This is a genomic window from Neisseria sp. HMSC068C04, assembly GCF_001810105.1.
GTDB classification, from domain to species: domain Bacteria; phylum Pseudomonadota; class Gammaproteobacteria; order Burkholderiales; family Neisseriaceae; genus Neisseria; species Neisseria flavescens_B.
On sequence record NZ_KV799924.1, the window covers coordinates 29,960 to 49,410 of the forward strand.

Annotated in this window: 19 protein-coding genes; 18 read left to right on the forward strand and 1 reads right to left on the reverse strand. The window is 50.7% G+C overall.

Features of this window, described 5'->3' with window-relative positions:
• Positions 1 to 93: 93 nt before the first annotated feature.
• Positions 94 to 822 carry an LOG family protein gene (locus tag HMPREF2700_RS03220; protein ID WP_070590039.1) on the reverse strand — a complete coding sequence of 243 codons (729 nt, stop codon included), beginning with the start codon at positions 820 to 822 and terminating at the stop codon, positions 94 to 96.
• A gap of 140 nt (positions 823 to 962) precedes the next feature.
• On the opposite strand from HMPREF2700_RS03220, the gene truC reads away from it, so the two are divergent.
• From truC to HMPREF2700_RS03310, 18 genes are all read left to right on the forward strand, one after another.
• Complete coding sequence (gene truC, locus HMPREF2700_RS03225) at positions 963 to 1,679, forward strand: tRNA pseudouridine(65) synthase TruC (protein ID WP_070590224.1); 717 nt, start codon at positions 963 to 965, stop codon at positions 1,677 to 1,679.
• Positions 1,680 to 1,776: 97 nt separating this feature from the next.
• Complete coding sequence (gene prfB, locus HMPREF2700_RS03230) at positions 1,777 to 2,880, forward strand: peptide chain release factor 2 (RefSeq protein ID WP_070590041.1); 1,104 nt, start codon at positions 1,777 to 1,779, stop codon at positions 2,878 to 2,880.
• Between the two features lie 449 nt (positions 2,881 to 3,329).
• Positions 3,330 to 4,787: an oligopeptide:H+ symporter gene (locus HMPREF2700_RS03235; protein ID WP_070590043.1), complete on the forward strand. Its 1,458-nt coding sequence runs from the start codon at positions 3,330 to 3,332 to the stop codon at positions 4,785 to 4,787.
• Between the two features lie 336 nt (positions 4,788 to 5,123).
• Positions 5,124 to 5,480 carry an NADH-quinone oxidoreductase subunit A gene (locus HMPREF2700_RS03240; protein ID WP_003686600.1) on the forward strand — a complete coding sequence of 119 codons (357 nt, stop codon included), beginning with the start codon at positions 5,124 to 5,126 and terminating at the stop codon, positions 5,478 to 5,480.
• Positions 5,471 to 5,953, forward strand: coding sequence for a NuoB/complex I 20 kDa subunit family protein (locus tag HMPREF2700_RS03245; RefSeq protein ID WP_002215610.1), 483 nt, complete (start codon positions 5,471 to 5,473; stop codon positions 5,951 to 5,953). Before HMPREF2700_RS03240 ends, HMPREF2700_RS03245 begins: the two co-directional genes overlap by 10 nt.
• Before the next feature lie 12 nt (positions 5,954 to 5,965).
• Entirely contained in the window at positions 5,966 to 6,559 is a 594-nt protein-coding gene (locus HMPREF2700_RS03250) for an NADH-quinone oxidoreductase subunit C (protein ID WP_014575131.1), read from the forward strand.
• Positions 6,549 to 7,805, forward strand: coding sequence for an NADH dehydrogenase (quinone) subunit D (gene nuoD / locus HMPREF2700_RS03255; protein ID WP_070590046.1), 1,257 nt, complete (start codon positions 6,549 to 6,551; stop codon positions 7,803 to 7,805). The genes HMPREF2700_RS03250 and nuoD overlap by 11 nt, the downstream gene beginning before the upstream one ends.
• On the forward strand, positions 7,805 to 8,278 hold the full coding sequence (gene nuoE / locus HMPREF2700_RS03260; protein WP_004467713.1) for an NADH-quinone oxidoreductase subunit NuoE: 474 nt from the start codon (positions 7,805 to 7,807) through the stop codon (positions 8,276 to 8,278). The genes nuoD and nuoE overlap by 1 nt, the downstream gene beginning before the upstream one ends.
• A 95-nt stretch (positions 8,279 to 8,373) precedes the next feature.
• Positions 8,374 to 8,958, forward strand: a complete 585-nt coding sequence (locus HMPREF2700_RS03265) for a cold shock domain-containing protein (protein WP_070590047.1) — start codon at positions 8,374 to 8,376, stop codon at positions 8,956 to 8,958.
• Positions 8,959 to 9,141: 183 nt separating this feature from the next.
• Positions 9,142 to 10,437 carry an NADH-quinone oxidoreductase subunit NuoF gene (gene nuoF, locus HMPREF2700_RS03270; RefSeq protein WP_003686543.1) on the forward strand — a complete coding sequence of 432 codons (1,296 nt, stop codon included), beginning with the start codon at positions 9,142 to 9,144 and terminating at the stop codon, positions 10,435 to 10,437.
• A gap of 58 nt (positions 10,438 to 10,495) precedes the next feature.
• Positions 10,496 to 12,757, forward strand: a complete 2,262-nt coding sequence (gene nuoG, locus HMPREF2700_RS03275; RefSeq protein ID WP_070590050.1) for an NADH-quinone oxidoreductase subunit NuoG — start codon at positions 10,496 to 10,498, stop codon at positions 12,755 to 12,757.
• Between the two features lie 2 nt (positions 12,758 to 12,759).
• Entirely contained in the window at positions 12,760 to 13,836 is a 1,077-nt protein-coding gene (nuoH, locus tag HMPREF2700_RS03280) for an NADH-quinone oxidoreductase subunit NuoH (RefSeq protein WP_070590052.1), read from the forward strand.
• A gap of 75 nt (positions 13,837 to 13,911) precedes the next feature.
• The gene (locus HMPREF2700_RS03285; RefSeq protein WP_070590054.1) at positions 13,912 to 14,307 is read left to right on the forward strand and encodes a GFA family protein; all 396 of its coding nucleotides are present in this window, start codon (positions 13,912 to 13,914) and stop codon (positions 14,305 to 14,307) included.
• 54 nt (positions 14,308 to 14,361) lie between these two features.
• Entirely contained in the window at positions 14,362 to 14,841 is a 480-nt protein-coding gene (nuoI, locus tag HMPREF2700_RS03290) for an NADH-quinone oxidoreductase subunit NuoI (protein ID WP_002218650.1), read from the forward strand.
• A gap of 11 nt (positions 14,842 to 14,852) precedes the next feature.
• Positions 14,853 to 15,524, forward strand: a complete 672-nt coding sequence (locus tag HMPREF2700_RS03295) for an NADH-quinone oxidoreductase subunit J (protein ID WP_003676988.1) — start codon at positions 14,853 to 14,855, stop codon at positions 15,522 to 15,524.
• Positions 15,521 to 15,826, forward strand: coding sequence for an NADH-quinone oxidoreductase subunit NuoK (gene nuoK, locus HMPREF2700_RS03300; RefSeq protein WP_002215628.1), 306 nt, complete (start codon positions 15,521 to 15,523; stop codon positions 15,824 to 15,826). The genes HMPREF2700_RS03295 and nuoK overlap by 4 nt, the downstream gene beginning before the upstream one ends.
• Before the next feature lie 2 nt (positions 15,827 to 15,828).
• Positions 15,829 to 17,853, forward strand: a complete 2,025-nt coding sequence (gene nuoL, locus HMPREF2700_RS03305) for an NADH-quinone oxidoreductase subunit L (protein ID WP_070590056.1) — start codon at positions 15,829 to 15,831, stop codon at positions 17,851 to 17,853.
• A gap of 95 nt (positions 17,854 to 17,948) precedes the next feature.
• Complete coding sequence (locus HMPREF2700_RS03310; RefSeq protein ID WP_070590059.1) at positions 17,949 to 19,445, forward strand: NADH-quinone oxidoreductase subunit M; 1,497 nt, start codon at positions 17,949 to 17,951, stop codon at positions 19,443 to 19,445.
• Positions 19,446 to 19,451 lie beyond the last annotated feature (6 nt).

Here is a 19,451-nt window from a genome sequence, read left to right on the forward strand (position 1 = left end):
AAGGCCGTCTGAAACGGATTTTCAGACGGCCTTTATTAATGAAGCAAAGGGCAGGCGGGATAACCGCCCTTTGTCAGTTGAAGCCTTAGTTTTTTACAGCCCCAGCGACCAAGCATTTTGGTGTTCGGACAAGTCTTCCAAGCGGTTTTCGTAATGGGCGAAGATTTCTTCGATAATCTCGTCTTCGTCGTCGATGACGCGGATCAGGTTCAAATCCTCTTCCAAAATCAGGTTTCTGCCCAACAACTGCTCGCGTATCCAGTCCAGCAGTCCTGCCCAAAATGCTTTGCCCACTAAGATAATCGGGCGGTCAGGCGTTTTGCCGGTTTGCACCAAAGTCAGGCTTTCAAACAATTCGTCCAATGTGCCGAAACCGCCGGGCATGACGACATACGCCACGGCATGTTTGACGAACATGACTTTGCGCGGGAAGAAGTGTTGGAATTTAATCGACAAATCCTGATACGGATTGGCTTTTTGCTCGTGCGGCAACACGATATTCAGTCCCACTGCCGGACTTGCGCCTGCAAACGCGCCTTTGTTGGCCGCTTCCATAATGCCCGGCCCACCGCCGGAAATGACGGAAAATCCGGCATCCGACAGTTTGCGTGCCAAGCGTAATGTGAACTCGTAGTCGGGATGATCTTCAGGCGTACGCGCGCTGCCGTAAATGCTGACGGCTGGCTGAATGGCGCGCAATTCTTCGCCGGCTTCGACAAATTCGGAAATAATCTTCAATACATGATACGACTCACGCGCCTGAATATCGCGGCGGGTTTCGTCGGGCAGCATGGGTTTGGGCAGTTTTTTGAGCAGGCTCACGGCTTTTCCTTTGTGTTTTTATGTGCGGTATTGTAACCCGAAAGGAGCGGGCCGTCTGAAAGTTGGGTTTTGGCGGCAAGTGTACCTGCCACATTTTCAAAAGCCCGTTACAATATCTGCTTTTATTCAACTGCTCCGCCATGCTCGATATTATCCACCGCGACAGCCGCACTATCGCCGTCAACAAACCTGCCGGAATGCTGGTGCACCGAAGCTGGTTAGACAAACACGAAACCCGTTTTGCCGTGCAGACCCTGCGCGACCAAATCGGGCAGCACGTCTATCCCGTCCACCGCCTCGACCGTCCGACTTCCGGCGTCTTGCTGTTTGCCCTCGATACGGAAGCCGCACGGTTATTGACGCAGCAGTTTGAAAACAAAACTATCGAAAAAACTTATTGGGCGATTGTTCGCGGTCATCTGCCTTCAGACGGCCTGATTGATTACGCCCTCAAATATATGCCCGACAAAATCGCCGAAGCGCAGACCGAAGCCACATTGCAGGAAGCGCAAACCGCCTACCGCTGTCTGGCACAAACCGAGTTGCTGTTCCAATCCGCCCTGCGTTATCCGACCTCGCGTTATTCGTGGGCCGAACTCACGCCGCACACCGGCCGCAAACACCAACTCCGCCGCCATATGAAACACATTTTCCACCCCATCGTCGGCGACACCAACTACGGCGATTTGCGCCAAAACCATGCCGTTGCCGAACATATCGGCACGCAACGCCTGATGTTGCACGCGCAGAGCCTCAGTTTTCAAAGCATAGAAGACGGCAGCCGGATGACCGTACAAGCGCCGACAGACAACGACTGGCGGCTTTGGATGGAAAAATTTAAAACCGAGGCCGTCTGAAAAGCCAAACCGCACATTTTCAGACGGCCCGGTCATGGAAAAAAACAGGCAAATCCCTTACAATACGCCCCTAAAATTTTGAAAGAACACAAGAATCATGGAAGCCGAAGTAATCAACCAGCTTAACAACACCCTAAACGACTTGGAGAAGCGCAGCGAAGACATCCGCGTCTATATGGACTACCAAGGCAAAAAAGACCGCCTTGAAGAAGTCGTCGGCCTCTCCGAAGACCCGGAACTCTGGAACGACCCCAAACGCGCCCAAGAAATCGGCAAAGAGCGTAAAATCCTCGAAGGCATCGTGGTGACGCTCGACAACATCGCCACAGGCATCGAAGACAACCGCATGTTGATCGAAATGGCTGTCGAAGAAAACGACGAAGAAGGTTTCGCCGCCGTGCGGGAAGACGTGGCCGGTTTGGAAAAACAAATGGCCGACCTTGAATTCAAACGAATGTTCAACCAGCCTGCCGACCCGAACAACTGCTTTATCGACATCACCGCAGGCGCGGGCGGTACGGAAGCCGAAGACTGGGCGGGCATGCTGTTCCGCATGTACAGCCGCTACGCCGAACGCAAAGGCTTCAAAATCGAAATCCTTGAAGAAGACGACGGCGAAATCGCAGGCATCAACCGCGCCACCATCCGCGTGGAAGGCGAATACGCCTACGGCCTGCTGCGTACCGAAACCGGCGTTCACCGCTTGGTTCGCTACTCGCCGTTTGACTCCAACAACAAACGCCACACGTCTTTTTCATCCGTGTTTGTTTACCCCGAAATCGACGATTCCATCGAAATCGAAATCAACCCCGCCGATTTGCGTATCGACACCTATCGCGCATCGGGCGCGGGCGGTCAGCACATTAACAAAACCGACTCTGCCGTGCGTATTACCCACGAGCCGACAGGGATTGTGGTGCAGTGTCAAAACGACCGTTCGCAACACGCCAACAAAGCCGCCGCGATGGAAATGTTGAAGTCCAAACTGTACGAATTGGAAATGCGCAAACGCAACGAAGAGAAGCAGGCGTTGGAAGAAGGTAAATCCGATGTGGGTTGGGGCAGCCAAATCCGCTCATACGTTTTGGATTCCTCACGCATCAAAGACTTGCGTACAGGCTACGAAGTCGGCAACACCAAAGCCGTATTGGACGGCGACTTGGACGGCTTCATCGAAGCCAGCCTGAAACAAGGTGTGTAAACCGTAAGAGACAAACAGGCCGTCTGAAAGATTTCAGACGGCCTGTTTGTTGTTGAATATGGCAGTAACTACACCTACTTGAAGATTTATATTTCCAGCAGGTAAAAGGTTCTATCTATTTGAATAAGCTAAAGTCCTATCAGCCTAAATGGAATACTGAACGCAGTAAATATATCTGTATTCGACTACATGAAAAATACAATATAGAAAATCTAAAAATTAACGGGTTTTTGAATATGTAGGGCATGACGGATATGGCCACAATTTGCTTGTTATGTGGCTATTGATTTCTTTTTAAATGCGAATATTAATCTTTTTGTAAAAATATACTTTTTAATGTTTTGCAAATGCAAAGATTGACGGTAATATATGGTTTCCATAAAAATGATTGGTAGGTATAACAGGCCGTCTGAAGCCTGAGCCTGTCTAATATATTAGGAGAACTCATAATGTCCGGTCAAAAGCCGTCTTCTGCCGAGAAAACCTTCTTCGGCCATCCTTTGCAATTATCCACCCTATTCCATATTGAGCTATGGGAGCGTTTTTCCTTCTACGGTATGCAGGGCATCCTGTTGATTTATCTGTATTACGCTGCGAATCAAGGCGGCTTGGGTATGGATAAGGCTTTGGCCGGCGGTATCGTTGGCGCATATGGCGGCAGCGTTTACCTGTCCACTATTCTCGGCGCATGGTTGGCCGACCGCATTTGGGGCTCGGAACGTACCCTGTTTATCGCCGGTATCGTCGTGATGACCGGTCATATTTTATTGGCGATTGTGCCGGGCTTGATGGGATTGCTGTTGGGCTTGGTGTTTATCGCGCTGGGCAGCGGCGGCGTGAAATCGTCTGCCAGTTCGATGGTCGGTTCTTTGTATGAACGGGACGATCTGCGCGAATTGCGCGATGCCGGTTTCTCCATTTTCTATATTTCCATCAATATCGGCGGTTTCTTAGGCCCTTTGTTGACCGGTATTTTGCAAGACAGAATGGGATTCCATTACGGTTTCGGCGCGGCGGCCGTCGGTATGGCGTTTGGCCTGATGTGGTATTCACGCGGCCGTAAAAATCTGCCGCATACGCCTGCTCCCAATCCGTTGCGCCCTGAAAAGGTACAGACTGCAATAGCTGTCGGGGTGTTGCTGGTTTTGGTCTTGGGCAGCGTGATTGCTTCTGGCGCGCTCAATCTTGAGAATTTTTCACGCTGGCTCTTGGGCGTGGTCATTACCACCGTCATCGCTTATTTTGCACGCCTGCTGGGAAGCAGCCAGGTTGAGGCAGCCAATAAACGTTACATCATGGCCTATATTCCGCTGTTTTTGACCATTTGCATGTTCTGGGCGGTTTGGTTTCAGGTATACACCGTTGCAACGGTTTATTTCGACGAAACGGTCGACCGTACTTTCTTCGGCTTTACCGTGCCTGTTTCATGGAAAGACTCGATACAGGCCATGTGGGTGGTTCTCTTCTCCGGCGTGATGGCGGCGGTGTGGACGAAAATGGGCAAACGCCAACCTAAAACGCCGTTGAAGTTTGCGCTGGCCATGTTGGTAACCGGCGCCTCTTATTTGTGTTTCATCCCGTATATTTCATCCGAGACCCCGATGCCGATTATCGTGTTTATGCTGGTGTTGCTGGCGATTACGATAGGCGAGTTGATGCTGTCGCCGATTTCGCTGTCGTTTTCCACCAAAATCGCACCGAGCATGTTTAAAACACAAATGGTTGCTTTGAATTTCTTGGCATTGTCCATCGGCTTTACTTTGGGCGGAGTGTTGTTTAAAGACTACTACAATGCTCAGTCGCCATTGGATTTCTACTGGATGCTGGCCACCATCGGCGCGGTAACCTGCGGTATCCTGTTGGTACTTGCCCCGGTATTGAACCGCATGCTCAAAGGTGTCGATTAATTTTTCTATTTAAAATAATGTGATGTACACAGGCCGTCTGAAAATAATCAGTTTTCAGACGGCCTGATGTTTTTATTGAGGTTTGGAAAAAAGGGGGGGGCTCCAGATTTTTGAAGTAAATCGGACAGGTAGAAAACCCGAATTAAATGATACATGATTAAATTGAAATTAAAATTGTGAAATATTAAATAAGAATAAGAATTGTTCTCATAACTTTATTGAATTTATTAGTGTTTTTTTACTGATTTGCTGATATTTACCTTTAAATGGCTTTTGAAATTCGATAAAATGGTAATCTATTTTTAAGATTTGTCTGTCAACCAGTTAGGTACGACCATGTTGGCCAGTTACTTTCCCGTCCTCGTATTCATCCTCGTCGGCCTTGCGGCCGGTGTGCTGTTTATTCTGCTCGGCACAATTTTAGGCCCGAAACGCCACTATGCCGAAAAAGATGCGGCTTACGAATGCGGTTTTGAAGCCTTTGAAAACGCAAGGATGAAGTTCGACGTGCGCTATTACCTCGTCGCCATCCTCTTCATCCTGTTTGATTTGGAGGTCGCGTTCATGTTGCCGTGGGCTGTCGTGTTCAAAGATTTGGGCGCATACGGCTTCTGGTCTATGCTGGTGTTTATCGTTGTTCTGACGGTAGGCTTTATTTACGAATGGAAAAAAGGTGCGCTGGAATGGGAATAGAAGGCGTTTTGAAAAAAGGTTTCATCACCACCAGCGCGGATACGGTGTTGAACTATATGCGTACCGGTTCATTGTGGCCGGTTACTTTCGGCTTGGCCTGCTGCGCCGTGGAAATGATGCATGCGGGTATGGCGCGTTATGACCTTGACCGTTTCGGTATCATTTTCCGTCCGTCCCCACGTCAGGCCGACCTGATGATTGTGGCAGGTACGCTGACCAACAAAATGGCGCCAGCCCTGCGCCGCGTATACGACCAGCTCGCCGAGCCGCGCTGGGTATTGTCTATGGGCTCGTGTGCCAACGGTGGCGGCTATTATCACTACTCTTATTCCGTTGTGCGCGGTGCCGACCGCGTCGTGCCGGTAGACGTTTATGTGCCGGGTTGTCCGCCGACTGCGGAAGCCCTGATTTACGGCCTGATTCAGCTCCAACAAAAAATCAAGCGCACTTCCACCATCGCGCGTGACGAGTAAGGAGAGGACGACATGGCAAGCATTCAAAACTTATACGAGACCGTCGTCGGCGTGCTTGGCGATCAGGCAAGCAAAGTCATTTCCGCTTTGGGCGAGATTACCGTCGAGTGTCTGCCCGAACATTATGTTTCAGTGATGACCACGCTGCGTGATCATGAAGAACTGCATTTCGAGCTTTTGGTCGATTTGTGCGGTGTCGATTACAGCACTTACAAAAACGAAGTATGGCAGGGCAAACGCTTTGCCGTCGTCAGTCAGTTGCTTTCCGTTAAAAACAATCAACGCATCCGCGTACGCGTCTGGGTTTCAGACGACGACTTCCCCGTAGTCGAGTCCGTAGTCGATATTTACAACAGTGCGGATTGGTACGAGCGCGAAGCCTTCGATATGTACGGCATCATGTTCAACAACCATCCCGACCTGCGCCGCATTCTGACCGATTACGGCTTTGTCGGACATCCGTTCCGCAAAGACTTCCCGATTTCCGGCTATGTGGAAATGCGTTACGACGAAGAGCAAAAACGCGTGATTTACCAACCTGTTACCATTGAGCCGCGCGAAATCACGCCGCGTATCGTCCGTGAGGAGAACTACGGTGGCCAATAAATTAAGAAACTACACCATCAACTTCGGCCCGCAACACCCTGCGGCGCACGGCGTATTGCGTATGATTTTGGAGTTGGACGGCGAACAAATCGTCCGTGCCGACCCGCATATCGGCCTCTTGCACCGAGGCACCGAAAAACTGGCGGAAACCAAAACCTATCTGCAAGCCCTGCCCTATATGGACCGCTTGGACTACGTTTCCATGATGGTCAACGAGCAGGCGTATTGTTTGGCAGTAGAAAAACTTGCCGGTATCGATGTACCTATCCGCGCCCAATACATCCGCGTGATGTTCGCCGAAGTAACGCGCATCCTCAACCACTTGATGGGCATTGGTTCGCACGCATTCGACATCGGCGCGATGACCGCCATCCTCTACGCCTTCCGCGACCGCGAAGAGCTGATGGACTTGTACGAAGCCGTGTCCGGCGCGCGTATGCACGCAGCCTACTTCCGTCCCGGCGGCGTTTACCGCGACCTGCCCGACTTCATGCCTAAATACGAGAACAGCAAATTCCGTAACGCCAAAGTATTGAAGCAGCTCAACGAATCCCGCGAAGGTACCATGCTCGACTTTATCGACGCCTTCTGCGAACGTTTCCCGAAAAACATTGACACACTCGAAACCCTCCTGACCGACAACCGTATTTGGAAACAGCGTACCGTCGGCATCGGCGTTGTCTCCCCCGAGCGCGCCATGCAAAAAGGCTTTACCGGCGTGATGTTGCGCGGTTCAGGCGTGGAATGGGACGTGCGTAAGACACAGCCTTACGAAGTGTATGACAAAATGGATTTCGACATCCCTGTCGGCGTCAATGGCGACTGCTACGACCGTTACCTATGCCGTATGGAAGAAATGCGTCAATCCGTACGCATCATCAAACAATGTTCCGAGTGGTTGCGTGTCAATCCCGGTCCGGTCATTACCACCAACCACAAATTTGCTCCGCCCAAACGTACCGAAATGAAAACAGGTATGGAAGACCTGATTCACCATTTCAAACTCTTTACCGAGGGTATGCACGTTCCCGAGGGAGAGACCTATACCGCTGTCGAACATCCGAAAGGCGAGTTCGGCGTTTACATCATTTCAGACGGCGCAAACAAACCCTACCGCCTGAAAATCCGCGCACCCGGCTTCGCCCACCTGCAAGGCATGGACGAAATGGCAAAAGGCCACATGCTGGCCGACGTCGTTGCCATCATCGGTACGCAGGACATCGTATTCGGGGAGGTTGACCGATAATGTTATCCGCAGAATCCTTAAAACAAATCGATATTGAGTTGGCAAAATATCCTGCCGACCAACGCCGCTCTGCCATTATGGGCGCATTGCGTATTGCCCAGACCGAAAAAGGCTGGCTTGCTCCCGAAACCATCGCCTTTGTCGCAGACTATATCGGCATCTCGCCTGCACAAGCCTACGAAGTCGCTACTTTCTACAATATGTACGACCTTGAGCCTGTCGGCAAATACAAACTGACCGTTTGTACCAACCTGCCCTGCGCCCTGCGCGGCGGTATGGCTACCGGCGAATACCTTAAACAAAAACTCGGTATCGGCTACGGCGAAACCACGCCTGACGGCAAATTTACCCTTGTCGAAGGCGAATGCATGGGCGCATGCGGCGACGCTCCGGTTATGCTGGTCAACAACCACAGCATGTGCAGCTTTATGACTGAAGAGGCGATTGAGAAAAAATTAGCAGAATTAGAATAGATCGTCTGAACATATTAGGTTTGTAATCAAACTTACTAGTTATTCCAAAATTTTAAATTGTGATTTAAAAGTAACAATAAAAAGGGAAGCGGTTAATGAAAGGGATAATTGTTAAGTGGGATGATGAAAAAGGTTATGGTTTTATACGGATAGATGGTAGTAAACAAGAAATTTTCTGCCATATTTCTGACTTTTCCCAAAGAAGCCCTCGTCCTGAAATTAATGAGGCAGTTGGCTTTGAAGTATCTTCTAACGGAAAAGGAAAAAATGTTGCTAAACAGATTCGTTACTTAAATCGTGAGGCAAGAGATTTTAAGCGGAATCATAACCATCGTTCGAGGGCAAAGAAAAAATCATTTTTTGCCTTAGATACGTCGTCTTCCATATTGACGAAATTGGTAGGGTTGGCACTTTTCGGGTTAATTGGTTATCAGATATATCAATTCGCCGCAGTAAAATTAGTCCCTAAACAAACTAATGCACCAATAGAGCTTAATGATCCAGCTACGATACAAGCTAAAAAAAGCAATAGTAATAAATATCGTTGTGATGGCAGGCAATATTGTTCTCAGATGGTGTCATGCGAAGAGGCCAAATGGTTTTTACAGAATTGTTCTGATACCAAAATGGATGGTGATGGTGATGGGATTCCATGTGAAGATAAATGCGGTGGATGGTGATAATTTCAGCAAAGTAGACTAGGTCTATAACCATGAAAACGAAATACAAGGTCGTCTGAAATATCAACTTTAGTGAATCAACATATTTTATTTTAGACGGCATAGAGTCGATATACAAAGGTATATTAGGCCGTCTGAAAACAATGGCTGCAACCTATACGAAAACAAACAGGCACACCAAAAATGGCTATTTACCAATCAGGCGTGATTTTTGACCAAGTGGATACCGCCAATCCCGATTGCTGGACATTGGACGAATACGTCAAACGTGGCGGCTATACCGCCCTGCGTAAAATCCTGTCCGAAAACATCTCGCAAACCGACGTGATTGACGAAGTCAAAACCTCCGGCTTGCGCGGTCGTGGCGGTGCGGGCTTCCCGACCGGTTTGAAATGGAGCTTTATGCCCCGTTCCTTCCCGGGCGAAAAATATGTGGTTTGTAACACCGACGAAGGCGAGCCGGGTACGTTCAAAGACCGCGACATCATCATGTTCAATCCTCATGCCCTGATTGAAGGCATGATTATTGCCGGTTACGCGATGGGTGCGAAAGCCGGCTACAACTATATCCACGGCGAAATTTTTGAAGGCTACCAACGCTTTGAAGCCGCTTTGGAGCAGGCGCGCGCCGCAGGCTTTTTGGGTAAAAATATTCTGGGTTCGGATTTTGAATTTGAACTCTTCGCCCACCACGGCTACGGCGCATATATTTGCGGCGAAGAAACCGCATTGCTCGAATCGTTGGAAGGCAAAAAAGGCCAGCCGCGCTTTAAGCCACCATTCCCTGCTTCGTTCGGCCTGTACGGCAAACCGACTACCATCAACAATACCGAAACGTTCTCCTCCGTTCCATTCATTATCCGTGACGGCGGACAGGCATTTGCCGATAAAGGTATTCCGAATGCAGGCGGTACCAAATTGTTCTGTATTTCCGGTCATGTCGAGCGTCCGGGCAACTATGAAGTGCCATTGGGCACGCCGTTTGCCGAAGTTCTGAAAATGGCGGGCGGTATGCGCGGCGGTAAAAAACTCAAAGCCGTCATTCCCGGCGGTTCGTCCGCGCCAGTTTTGCCTGCCGATATCATGATGCAGACCAATATGGACTATGACTCGATTTCCAAAGCAGGCTCGATGCTGGGTTCCGGCGCGATTATCGTCATGGACGAAGACGTGTGCATGGTGAAAGCCCTTGAGCGTTTGAGCTACTTCTACTACGACGAGTCTTGCGGCCAATGTACGCCTTGCCGAGAAGGCACGGGCTGGCTTTACCGCATCGTCCACCGCATCGTAGAAGGCAAAGGCCGCATGGAAGACTTGGATCTGCTGGATTCTGTCGGTAACCAAATGGCAGGCCGCACCATCTGCGCCCTTGCCGATGCCGCTGTTTTCCCTGTCCGCAGCTTTACCAAGCATTTCCGTGATGAGTTTGTGCATTACATCGAACACGGCGGACCGATGAAACCGAATAAGTGGTGCTAAGTTTTCAGACGGCCTCTAAAAGAATTATTTATTAAATACCCGTAACTAGGAACGAACCATGTTACAAATCGAAATCGACGGCAAACAGGTATCTGTGGAGCAGGGCGCGACGGTGATTGAAGCCGCGCACAAGCTCGGTACTTATATCCCGCATTTCTGTTACCACAAAAAACTTTCCATCGCCGCCAACTGCCGTATGTGTTTGGTGGACGTGGAAAAAGCCCCCAAACCTCTGCCCGCCTGTGCCACGCCGGTTACAGACGGCATGATTGTGCGTACGCATTCGGCAAAAGCCCGAGAGGCGCAAGAAGGCGTGATGGAGTTCCTGCTCATCAACCATCCGCTTGATTGTCCGACCTGCGACCAAGGCGGCGAATGCCAGTTGCAGGATTTGGCGATGGGCTACGGCAAAACCACCAGCCGTTATACCGAAGAAAAACGTTCTGTCGTCGGCAAGGACATGGGTCCTTTGGTTTCCGCCGAGGAAATGAGCCGTTGTATCCACTGTACCCGTTGCGTCCGTTTCACTGAAGAAATCGCCGGCGTGCAAGAAATCGCCATGGCTAACCGCGGCGAACACTCCGAGATCATGCCTTTTATCGGTAAAGCAGTGGAAACCGAATTGTCAGGCAACGTTATTGATTTGTGTCCTGTCGGCGCATTGACCAGCAAACCGTTCCGCTTCAACGCGCGTACTTGGGAATTGAACCGCCGCAAATCTGTTTCCGCCCATGACGCTTTGGGCAGCAACCTGATTGTACAAACCAAAGACCATACCGTCCGCCGCGTGTTGCCGCTGGAAAACGAAGCGATTAATGAATGCTGGCTGTCCGACCGCGACCGTTTCGCCTACGAAGGCCTGTATCACGAAAGCCGTCTGAAAAATCCGAAAATCAAACAGGGCGGCGAGTGGATAGGCGTGGATTGGAAAACCGCGCTGGAATATGTCCGCAGCGCGATTGAATGTATCGCCAAAGACGGCAACCAAAACCAAGTCGGTGTTTGGGCCAATCCGATGAATACGGTTGAAGAGCTGTATCTGGCCAAAAAACTCGCCGATGGCTTGGGTGTTAAAAACTTTGCAACCCGTTTGCGCCAACAAGACAAACGTCTTTCAGACGGCCTTAAAGGTGCGCAATGGTTGGGACAAAGTATTGAATCTTTGGCTGACAACGATGCCGTATTGGTAGTCGGCGCGAACTTGCGCAAAGAACAACCGCTCCTGACCGCCCGCCTGCGCCGCGCCGCCAAAGACCGTATGGCGTTGAGCGTATTGGCCAGCAGTAAAGAAGAATTGTTTATGCCGCTTCTGTCTCAAGAAGCCGCACATCCCGACGAGTGGGCAGGCCGTCTGAAAAACCTGTCTGTCAATGCAGAACACGCAGTTACCGCCAGCCTGAAAAACGCTGAAAAAGCAGCGGTGATTTTGGGCGCGGAAGTGCAAAACCATCCTGATTACGCCGCCATTTATGCCGCCGCGCAAGAGCTGGCTGACGCGACCGGCGCAGTGCTGGGCATTTTGCCGCAAGCTGCCAACAGCGTTGGTGCGGACGTATTGGGCGTGAACTCCGGCGAGAGCGTTGCCGAAATGGCAAACGCGCCGAAACAGGCAGTCTTGCTGCTCAACGTCGAGCCTGAAATCGATACGGTTGACGGTGCAAAAGCCGTGGCCGCGTTGAAACAGGCGAAAAGCGTGATGGCGTTTACGCCGTTTGTTAGCGAAACGCTGCTGGACGTGTGCGACGTATTGTTGCCGATTGCGCCGTTTACCGAAACATCAGGCAGCTTCATCAATATGGAAGGCCGTCTGCAATCCTTCCACGGCGTGGTACAAGGCTTCGGCGATTCGCGTCCTCTGTGGAAAGTGTTGCGCGTATTGGGCAACCTGTTTGACCTGAAAGGTTTTGAATACCACGATACCGCTGCGATTCTAAAAGACGCGTTGGATGCGGAAAGCCTGCCGTCCAAACTGGATAACCGCAGCACATGGGCAGGAGAGGGCGTTCAGACGGCCTCAGACCGCCTCGTCCGTGTCGGCGGCGTCGGTATTTATCACACTGATTCTATCGTACGCCGTTCCGCGCCGCTGCAAGCGACCAGCCATGCCGCCGTGCCTGCTGCGCGTGTAAATCCAAACACTTTGGCACGCTTGGGCCTGCAAGACGGACAAACCGCTGTCGCCAAACAAAACGGCGCAAGCGTATCGGTTGCAGTCAAAGCCGATGCCGGTTTGCCTGAAAACGTGGTGCATCTGCCGCTGCATACCGAAAATGCCGCGCTGGGTGCGTTGATGGACACTATTGAACTGGCGGGAGCTTGATCATGCAAGAATGGTTCCAAAACCTCTTTGCCGCAACGCTCGGTCTGGGCGATTTGGGTATCACCGTAGGCTTGGTGGTATCCGTCATCGTCAAAATCGTGATTATCCTGATTCCGCTGATTCTGACCGTTGCCTACCTGACGTATTTCGAACGTAAAGTCATCGGCTTTATGCAGCTTCGTATCGGCCCGAACGTAACCGGCCCGTGGGGTCTGATTCAGCCGTTTGCCGACGTGTTCAAACTCTTGTTTAAAGAGGTAACCCGTCCGAAGCTGTCAAACAAAGCCTTATTCTATATCGGCCCGATTATGTCGCTTGCTCCGTCTTTCGCAGCATGGGCAGTGATTCCGTTCAACGAAGAATGGGTGCTGACCAACATCAATATCGGCCTTTTGTATATCCTGATGATTACCTCGCTGTCGGTTTACGGCGTGATCATCGCGGGCTGGGCTTCCAACTCCAAATATTCGTTCTTGGGTGCAATGCGTGCTTCCGCGCAAAGCATTTCCTACGAGATTGCCATGAGTGCCGCGCTGGTGTGTGTTGTAATGGTATCGGGCAGCATGAACTTCTCCGACATCGTTGCCGCACAAGCCAAAGGTATTGCCGGTGGTTCGGTATTCTCTTGGAACTGGCTGCCGCTCTTCCCCATCTTCATCGTCTATCTGATTTCCGCCGTTGCCGAAACCAACCGCGCACCGTTTGACGTGGCAGAGGGTGAGTCTGAAATCGTTGCCGGTCACCACGTTGAATACTCCGGCTTCGCATTTGCGCTGTTCTTCCTCGCCGAATACATTTTCATGATTCTGATTGCCGCGCTGACATCGCTGATGTTCCTCGGCGGTTGGTTGTCTCCGTTCCCGCAAAGCTGGGGCTTTATCGGTACGCCTTCCGCATTCTGGATGTTTGTGAAAATGGCGGCGGTGCTGTACTGGTATCTGTGGATCCGTGCAACCTTCCCACGCTACCGTTACGACCAAATCATGCGTTTGGGCTGGAAAGTGCTGATTCCGATCGGCTTCGCCTACATCGTGATTTTGGGCGTGTGGATGATTTCACCGCTGAATTTGTGGAAATAGGGCAGGGAGGCCGTCTGAAAGTTTTCAGGTAGCCTATAACCCAAATTTTTAACCGTTTCAAACCGAGAGAACCTAATGAAAGCTCAATGCCTGTGTGGCGCAGTATCACTGGAAACCGCCGAAAACCGCGAACTCCACGCCTGCCATTGCGGAAAATGCCGCGTATGGGGCGGCGGCGCGTCTTTTACTTTGGCCGCCCAGTCGCCTGAAATTACAGGCAGCGAACACATTGCGCATTATCAGTCGTCCGAATGGGCGCAACGCTGTTTTTGCAAACACTGCGGCACACATCTGTTTGTGAAAGTTGGCAACGATTATTACATCAACGCCGGGCTGTTTACCGACAACGCGGGCTTTGAAACCACTTCGCAAATCTTTATCGATTGCAAAGCTCCGTATTACGACTTGGCCAACGATACCCCGAAGCTGACCGAAGCAGAGTTTTTAGAAATGGTGGGCGCGGCAGGTTAAAAAACCGCTTTCAGACGGCCTGTAAACAGAACAATCCGAAAAGAGCATCCGAAAATGGCTAATTTAGTAAAAACCTTTCTGCTTGGCGAATTGGTAAAAGGCTTGGGCGTAACGCTCAAAAACTTTTTTGCCCGCAAAGACACAATTTATTTCCCCGAAGAGAAAACGCCGCAATCCGTGCGTTTTCGCGGCCTGCACGCGCAACGCCGTTATCCGAACGGCGAAGAGCGCTGTATTGCGTGTAAATTGTGCGAGGCAGTTTGTCCGGCAATGGCGATTAACATCGAATCGGAAGAACGCGAAGACGGTACCCGCCGCACCAAGCGTTACGACATCGATCTGACCAAGTGCATCTTCTGCGGTTTCTGCGAAGAAGCCTGCCCGACCGATGCGATTGTGGAAACCCATATTTTTGAATACCACGGCGAGAAAAAAGGCGACTTGCACATGACCAAGCCGATTCTTTTGGCCATTGGCGACAAATACGAAGCCGAAATCGCCAAGCGCAAAGCCGCTGACGCGCCGTATCGTTAAGGAGCAGACGAATGACTTTTTCCGCGATTCTGTTCTATATTCTTGCCGCCATCGTTTTGTACGGTGCGGTTCGTACCGTTACCGCTAAAAACCCCGTACATGCCGCTTTGCATCTGGTGCTGACCTTCTGCGTAAGCGCGATGATTTGGATGCTGATGCAGGCCGAATTCTTGGGCGTGACGCTGGTGGTGGTTTACGTCGGCGCCGTGATGGTGTTGTTCCTGTTTGTCGTGATGATGTTGAACATCGACATTGAAGAAATGCGCGCCGGTTTCTGGCGTCATGCGCCTGTTGCCGGTGTGGTCGGCACATTATTGGCGGTTGCCCTGATCCTGATTCTGGTCAACCCGAAAACCGACCTGGCCGCATTTGGTTTGATGAAAGACATTCCCGCCGATTACAACAATATCCGCGATTTGGGCAGCCGTATTTATACCGACTACCTGTTGCCGTTTGAATTGGCGGCGGTATTGTTGCTGTTGGGTATGGTGGCCGCGATTGCGCTGGTTCACCGTAAAACGACCAATCCGAAACGAATGGATCCAGCCGACCAGGTTAAAGTACGCGCTGATCAAGGCCGTATGCGTTTGGTGAAAATGGAAGCGGTCAAACCGCAAGTTGAATCTGCCGAAGAAAGCGAAGTTTCAGACGGCCTCAAGCCGGAAGGGGAGGGCAAAGCATGATTACCTTGACGCATTATCTGGTATTGGGTGCGCTCCTGTTCGGTATCAGCGCAATGGGTATCTTTATGAACCGTAAAAACGTGCTGGTATTGTTGATGTCTATCGAGCTGATGCTCTTGGCGGTGAACTTCAACTTTATCGCTTTCTCGCAACATTTGGGCGATACTGCCGGACAAATTTTCGTATTCTTCGTACTGACCGTTGCCGCTGCCGAATCTGCCATCGGTTTGGCGATTATGGTGCTGGTGTACCGCAACCGACAAACAATCAACGTTGCCGATTTGGATGAGTTGAAAGGGTAATCATGAACGATATGACTTTATATTTGATAATTGCCCTTGTTCCGTTGGCAGGCTCGTTGATTGCGGGTTTGTTCGGCAATAAAATCGGACGTGCCGGTGCGCATACTGTGACGATACTCGGTGTCGCTGTATCTGCCGTGCTGTCGGCTTATGTACTGTGGGGCTTTATTGACGGAAGCCGCGCCAAGTTTGACGAAAACGTCTATACCTGGCTGACAATGGGCGGTTTGGATTTCTCCGTCGGCTTCTTGGTCGATACGATGACGGCGATGATGATGGTCGTGGTCACCGGCGTATCGTTGATGGTACATATCTATACCATCGGTTATATGCACGATGAAAAAGTCGGCTACCAACGCTTCTTTAGCTATATTTCTTTGTTTACTTTCAGTATGTTGATGCTGATTATGAGCAACAACTTCATCCAGCTATTCTTCGGCTGGGAAGCTGTGGGCTTGGTGTCGTATCTCTTGATCGGTTTCTATTTCAAACGTCCGAGCGCGACTTTTGCCAACCTGAAAGCCTTTTTGATCAACCGTGTCGGCGACTTTGGCTTTTTGCTCGGTATCGGCTTGGTGCTTGCCTATTTCGGCGGCAGTTTGCGCTATCAAGATGTATTCGCTTATCTGCCTAATGTTCAGACGGCCACCATCCAACTGTTCCCCGGTGTGGAATGGTCTTTGATTACCGTAACCTGTTTGCTGTTGTTTGTCGGTGCAATGGGTAAATCGGCACAATTCCCGCTGCACGTTTGGCTGCCTGATTCGATGGAAGGTCCGACCCCGATTTCTGCATTGATTCACGCCGCAACCATGGTTACCGCCGGTCTGTTTATGGTATCGCGTATGTCGCCGATTTATGAGATGAGCAGCACTGCGCTGTCTGTCATCATGGTAATCGGTGCGATTACCGCCCTGTTTATGGGCTTCTTGGGCGTGATTCAAAACGACATCAAACGTGTGGTTGCGTACTCTACCTTGTCGCAACTGGGCTATATGACCGTGGCTTTGGGCGCGTCTGCTTATTCCGTGGCGATGTTCCATGTGATGACCCACGCTTTCTTTAAAGCCTTGTTGTTCTTGGCCGCAGGTAGCGCGATTATCGGTATGCACCACGACCAAGACATGCGCCACATGGGCAACCTGAAAAAATACATGCCGATTACTTGGCTGACCATGTTGATCGGTAACTTGTCGCTGATCGGTACGCCGTTCTTCTCCGGCTTCTATTCCAAAGATTCGATTATCGAAGCAGCGAAATACAGCACCCTGCCGGGCAGTGGCTTTGCCTATTTTGCCGTCCTCGCCAGCGTGTTCGTTACCGCGTTCTACGCGTTCCGCCAATATTTTATGGTGTTCCACGGCGAAGAGAAATGGCGCAGCCTGCCTGAACATCATGACGATCATCATGGTGAAGAGCATCACGGCTTGGGCAAAAACGACAATCCGCACGAAAGCCCGCTGGTTGTTACCCTGCCTTTGATTTTGCTTGCTATTCCGTCCGTCATCATCGGCTACGTTGCCATCGAGCCTATGCTTTACGGCGATTTCTTCAAAGACGTGATTTTTGTCAATGCCGACGCGCATCCGACCATGCACATCATGAAGGAAGAGTTCCACGGCGCATTGGCAATGGTGTCGCATAGCCTGCATTCTCCTGTACTCTACCTTGCTATCGCAGGTGTCTTGAGCGCATGGCTTTTGTACGTCAAACTGCCGCACCTGCCTGCGAAAATTGCACAGGCGTTCCGTCCGATTTACGTTTTGTTTGAAAACAAATACTACCTTGACGCCCTGTATTTCAACGTTTTCGCCAAAGGCACGCGCGCATTGGGTACCTTCTTCTGGAAAGTTGGCGATACCGCCATTATTGACAACGGTATTGTCAACGGCTCTGCCAAACTGGTCGGCGCGATTGCCGCGCAAGTGCGTAAAGCCCAAACCGGATTTATCTACACCTACGCCGCCGCTATGGTATTCGGCGTATTGGTACTGCTCGGCATGACCTTCTGGGGATTGTTCCGATAAGAATAAGGTTTCAGACGGCCTTAAACATTCAGGCCGTCTGAAACGAAGAAATATCCACATAAACACATTTTTATTTTAACCACAGGTTAACCACTATGTTTTCCAACTACCTACTCAGCTTGGCAATATGGATACCCATCGCCGCAGGTGTGCTGGTTTTGGCGACCGGTAAAGACAGCCGTGCGCCGCTGGCGCGTGTGCTTGCTTTCATGGGTGCGCTTGCCGGTTTCTTGGTAACGCTACCCCTGTTTACCGGTTTCGATCGTTTGAGCGGCGGCTATCAGTTTACCGAGTTCCACGAGTGGATTCCGCTTCTGAAAATCAACTACGCATTGGGTGTGGACGGTATTTCAGTGCTCTTTATCATCTTAAATGCGTTTATTACGCTGTTGGTGGTATTGGCCGGTTGGGAAGTTATTCAGAAACGTCCGGCGCAGTATATGGCGGCATTCCTGATGATGTCGGGTTTGATTAACGGTGCGTTTGTCGCGCAGGATGCGATTCTGTTTTATGTGTTCTTCGAGGGTATGCTGATTCCGCTGTACCTGATTATCGGTGTATGGGGCGGCCCGCGCCGCGTCTATGCGTCGGTCAAGCTGTTCCTCTATACGCTGATGGGTTCGCTCTTGATGCTGGTTGCCATGGTTTACCTGTACTATCAAACAGGCAGCTTCTCTATTGTCGATTTCCAAAACATCAAACAGATTCCATTGGGCGTACAACAGCTTTTGTTTGTGGCGTTCTTCCTGTCATTCGCTGTAAAAGTGCCGATGTTCCCTGTGCACACTTGGTTGCCGGATGCCCACGTTGAAGCGCCGACCGGCGGTTCGATGGTGTTGGCGGCAATTACACTGAAACTGGGTGCGTATGGTTTCTTGCGCTTTATCCTGCCGATTATGCCGGATGCGGCACGCTATTTTGCCCCTGTAATTATCGTATTGAGCCTGATTGCCGTGATTTACATCGGTATGGTGGCTTTGGTGCAAACCGATATGAAAAAACTGGTGGCATACTCTTCCATCAGCCATATGGGTTTTGTCACTTTGGGTATGTTCCTGTTTGTGAACGGCCAACTGAATGACTGGGCATTGAAAGGTGCAATCATTCAAATGATTTCCCACGGTTTTGTATCTGCCGCGATGTTTATGTGTATCGGCGTGATGTACGACCGCCTGCATACCCGCAATATTGCCGATTATGGCGGCGTGGTCAATGTGATGCCTAAGTTTGCGGCGTTTATGATGTTGTTCGGTATGGCCAATGCCGGTCTGCCTGCGACTTCCGGCTTCGTGGGCGAGTTTATGGTGATTATGGGCGCGGTTAAAGTGAATTTCTGGGTAGGCGCGTTGGCTGCCATGACCCTGATTTACGGTGCGTCTTATACTCTGTGGATGTACAAACGCGTTATTTTTGGTGCGATCCACAATCCGCACGTTGCCGAAATGAAAGACATCAATTGCCGCGAGTTTGCGATTTTGGCGATTTTGGCGGTTGCTGTTTTGGGCATGGGTCTGTATCCGCAAGCGTTTATCGAAGTGGTGCATCAAGCGGCAAACGATTTGATTGCCCATGTGGCACAAAGCAAGATTTGAGGTGTG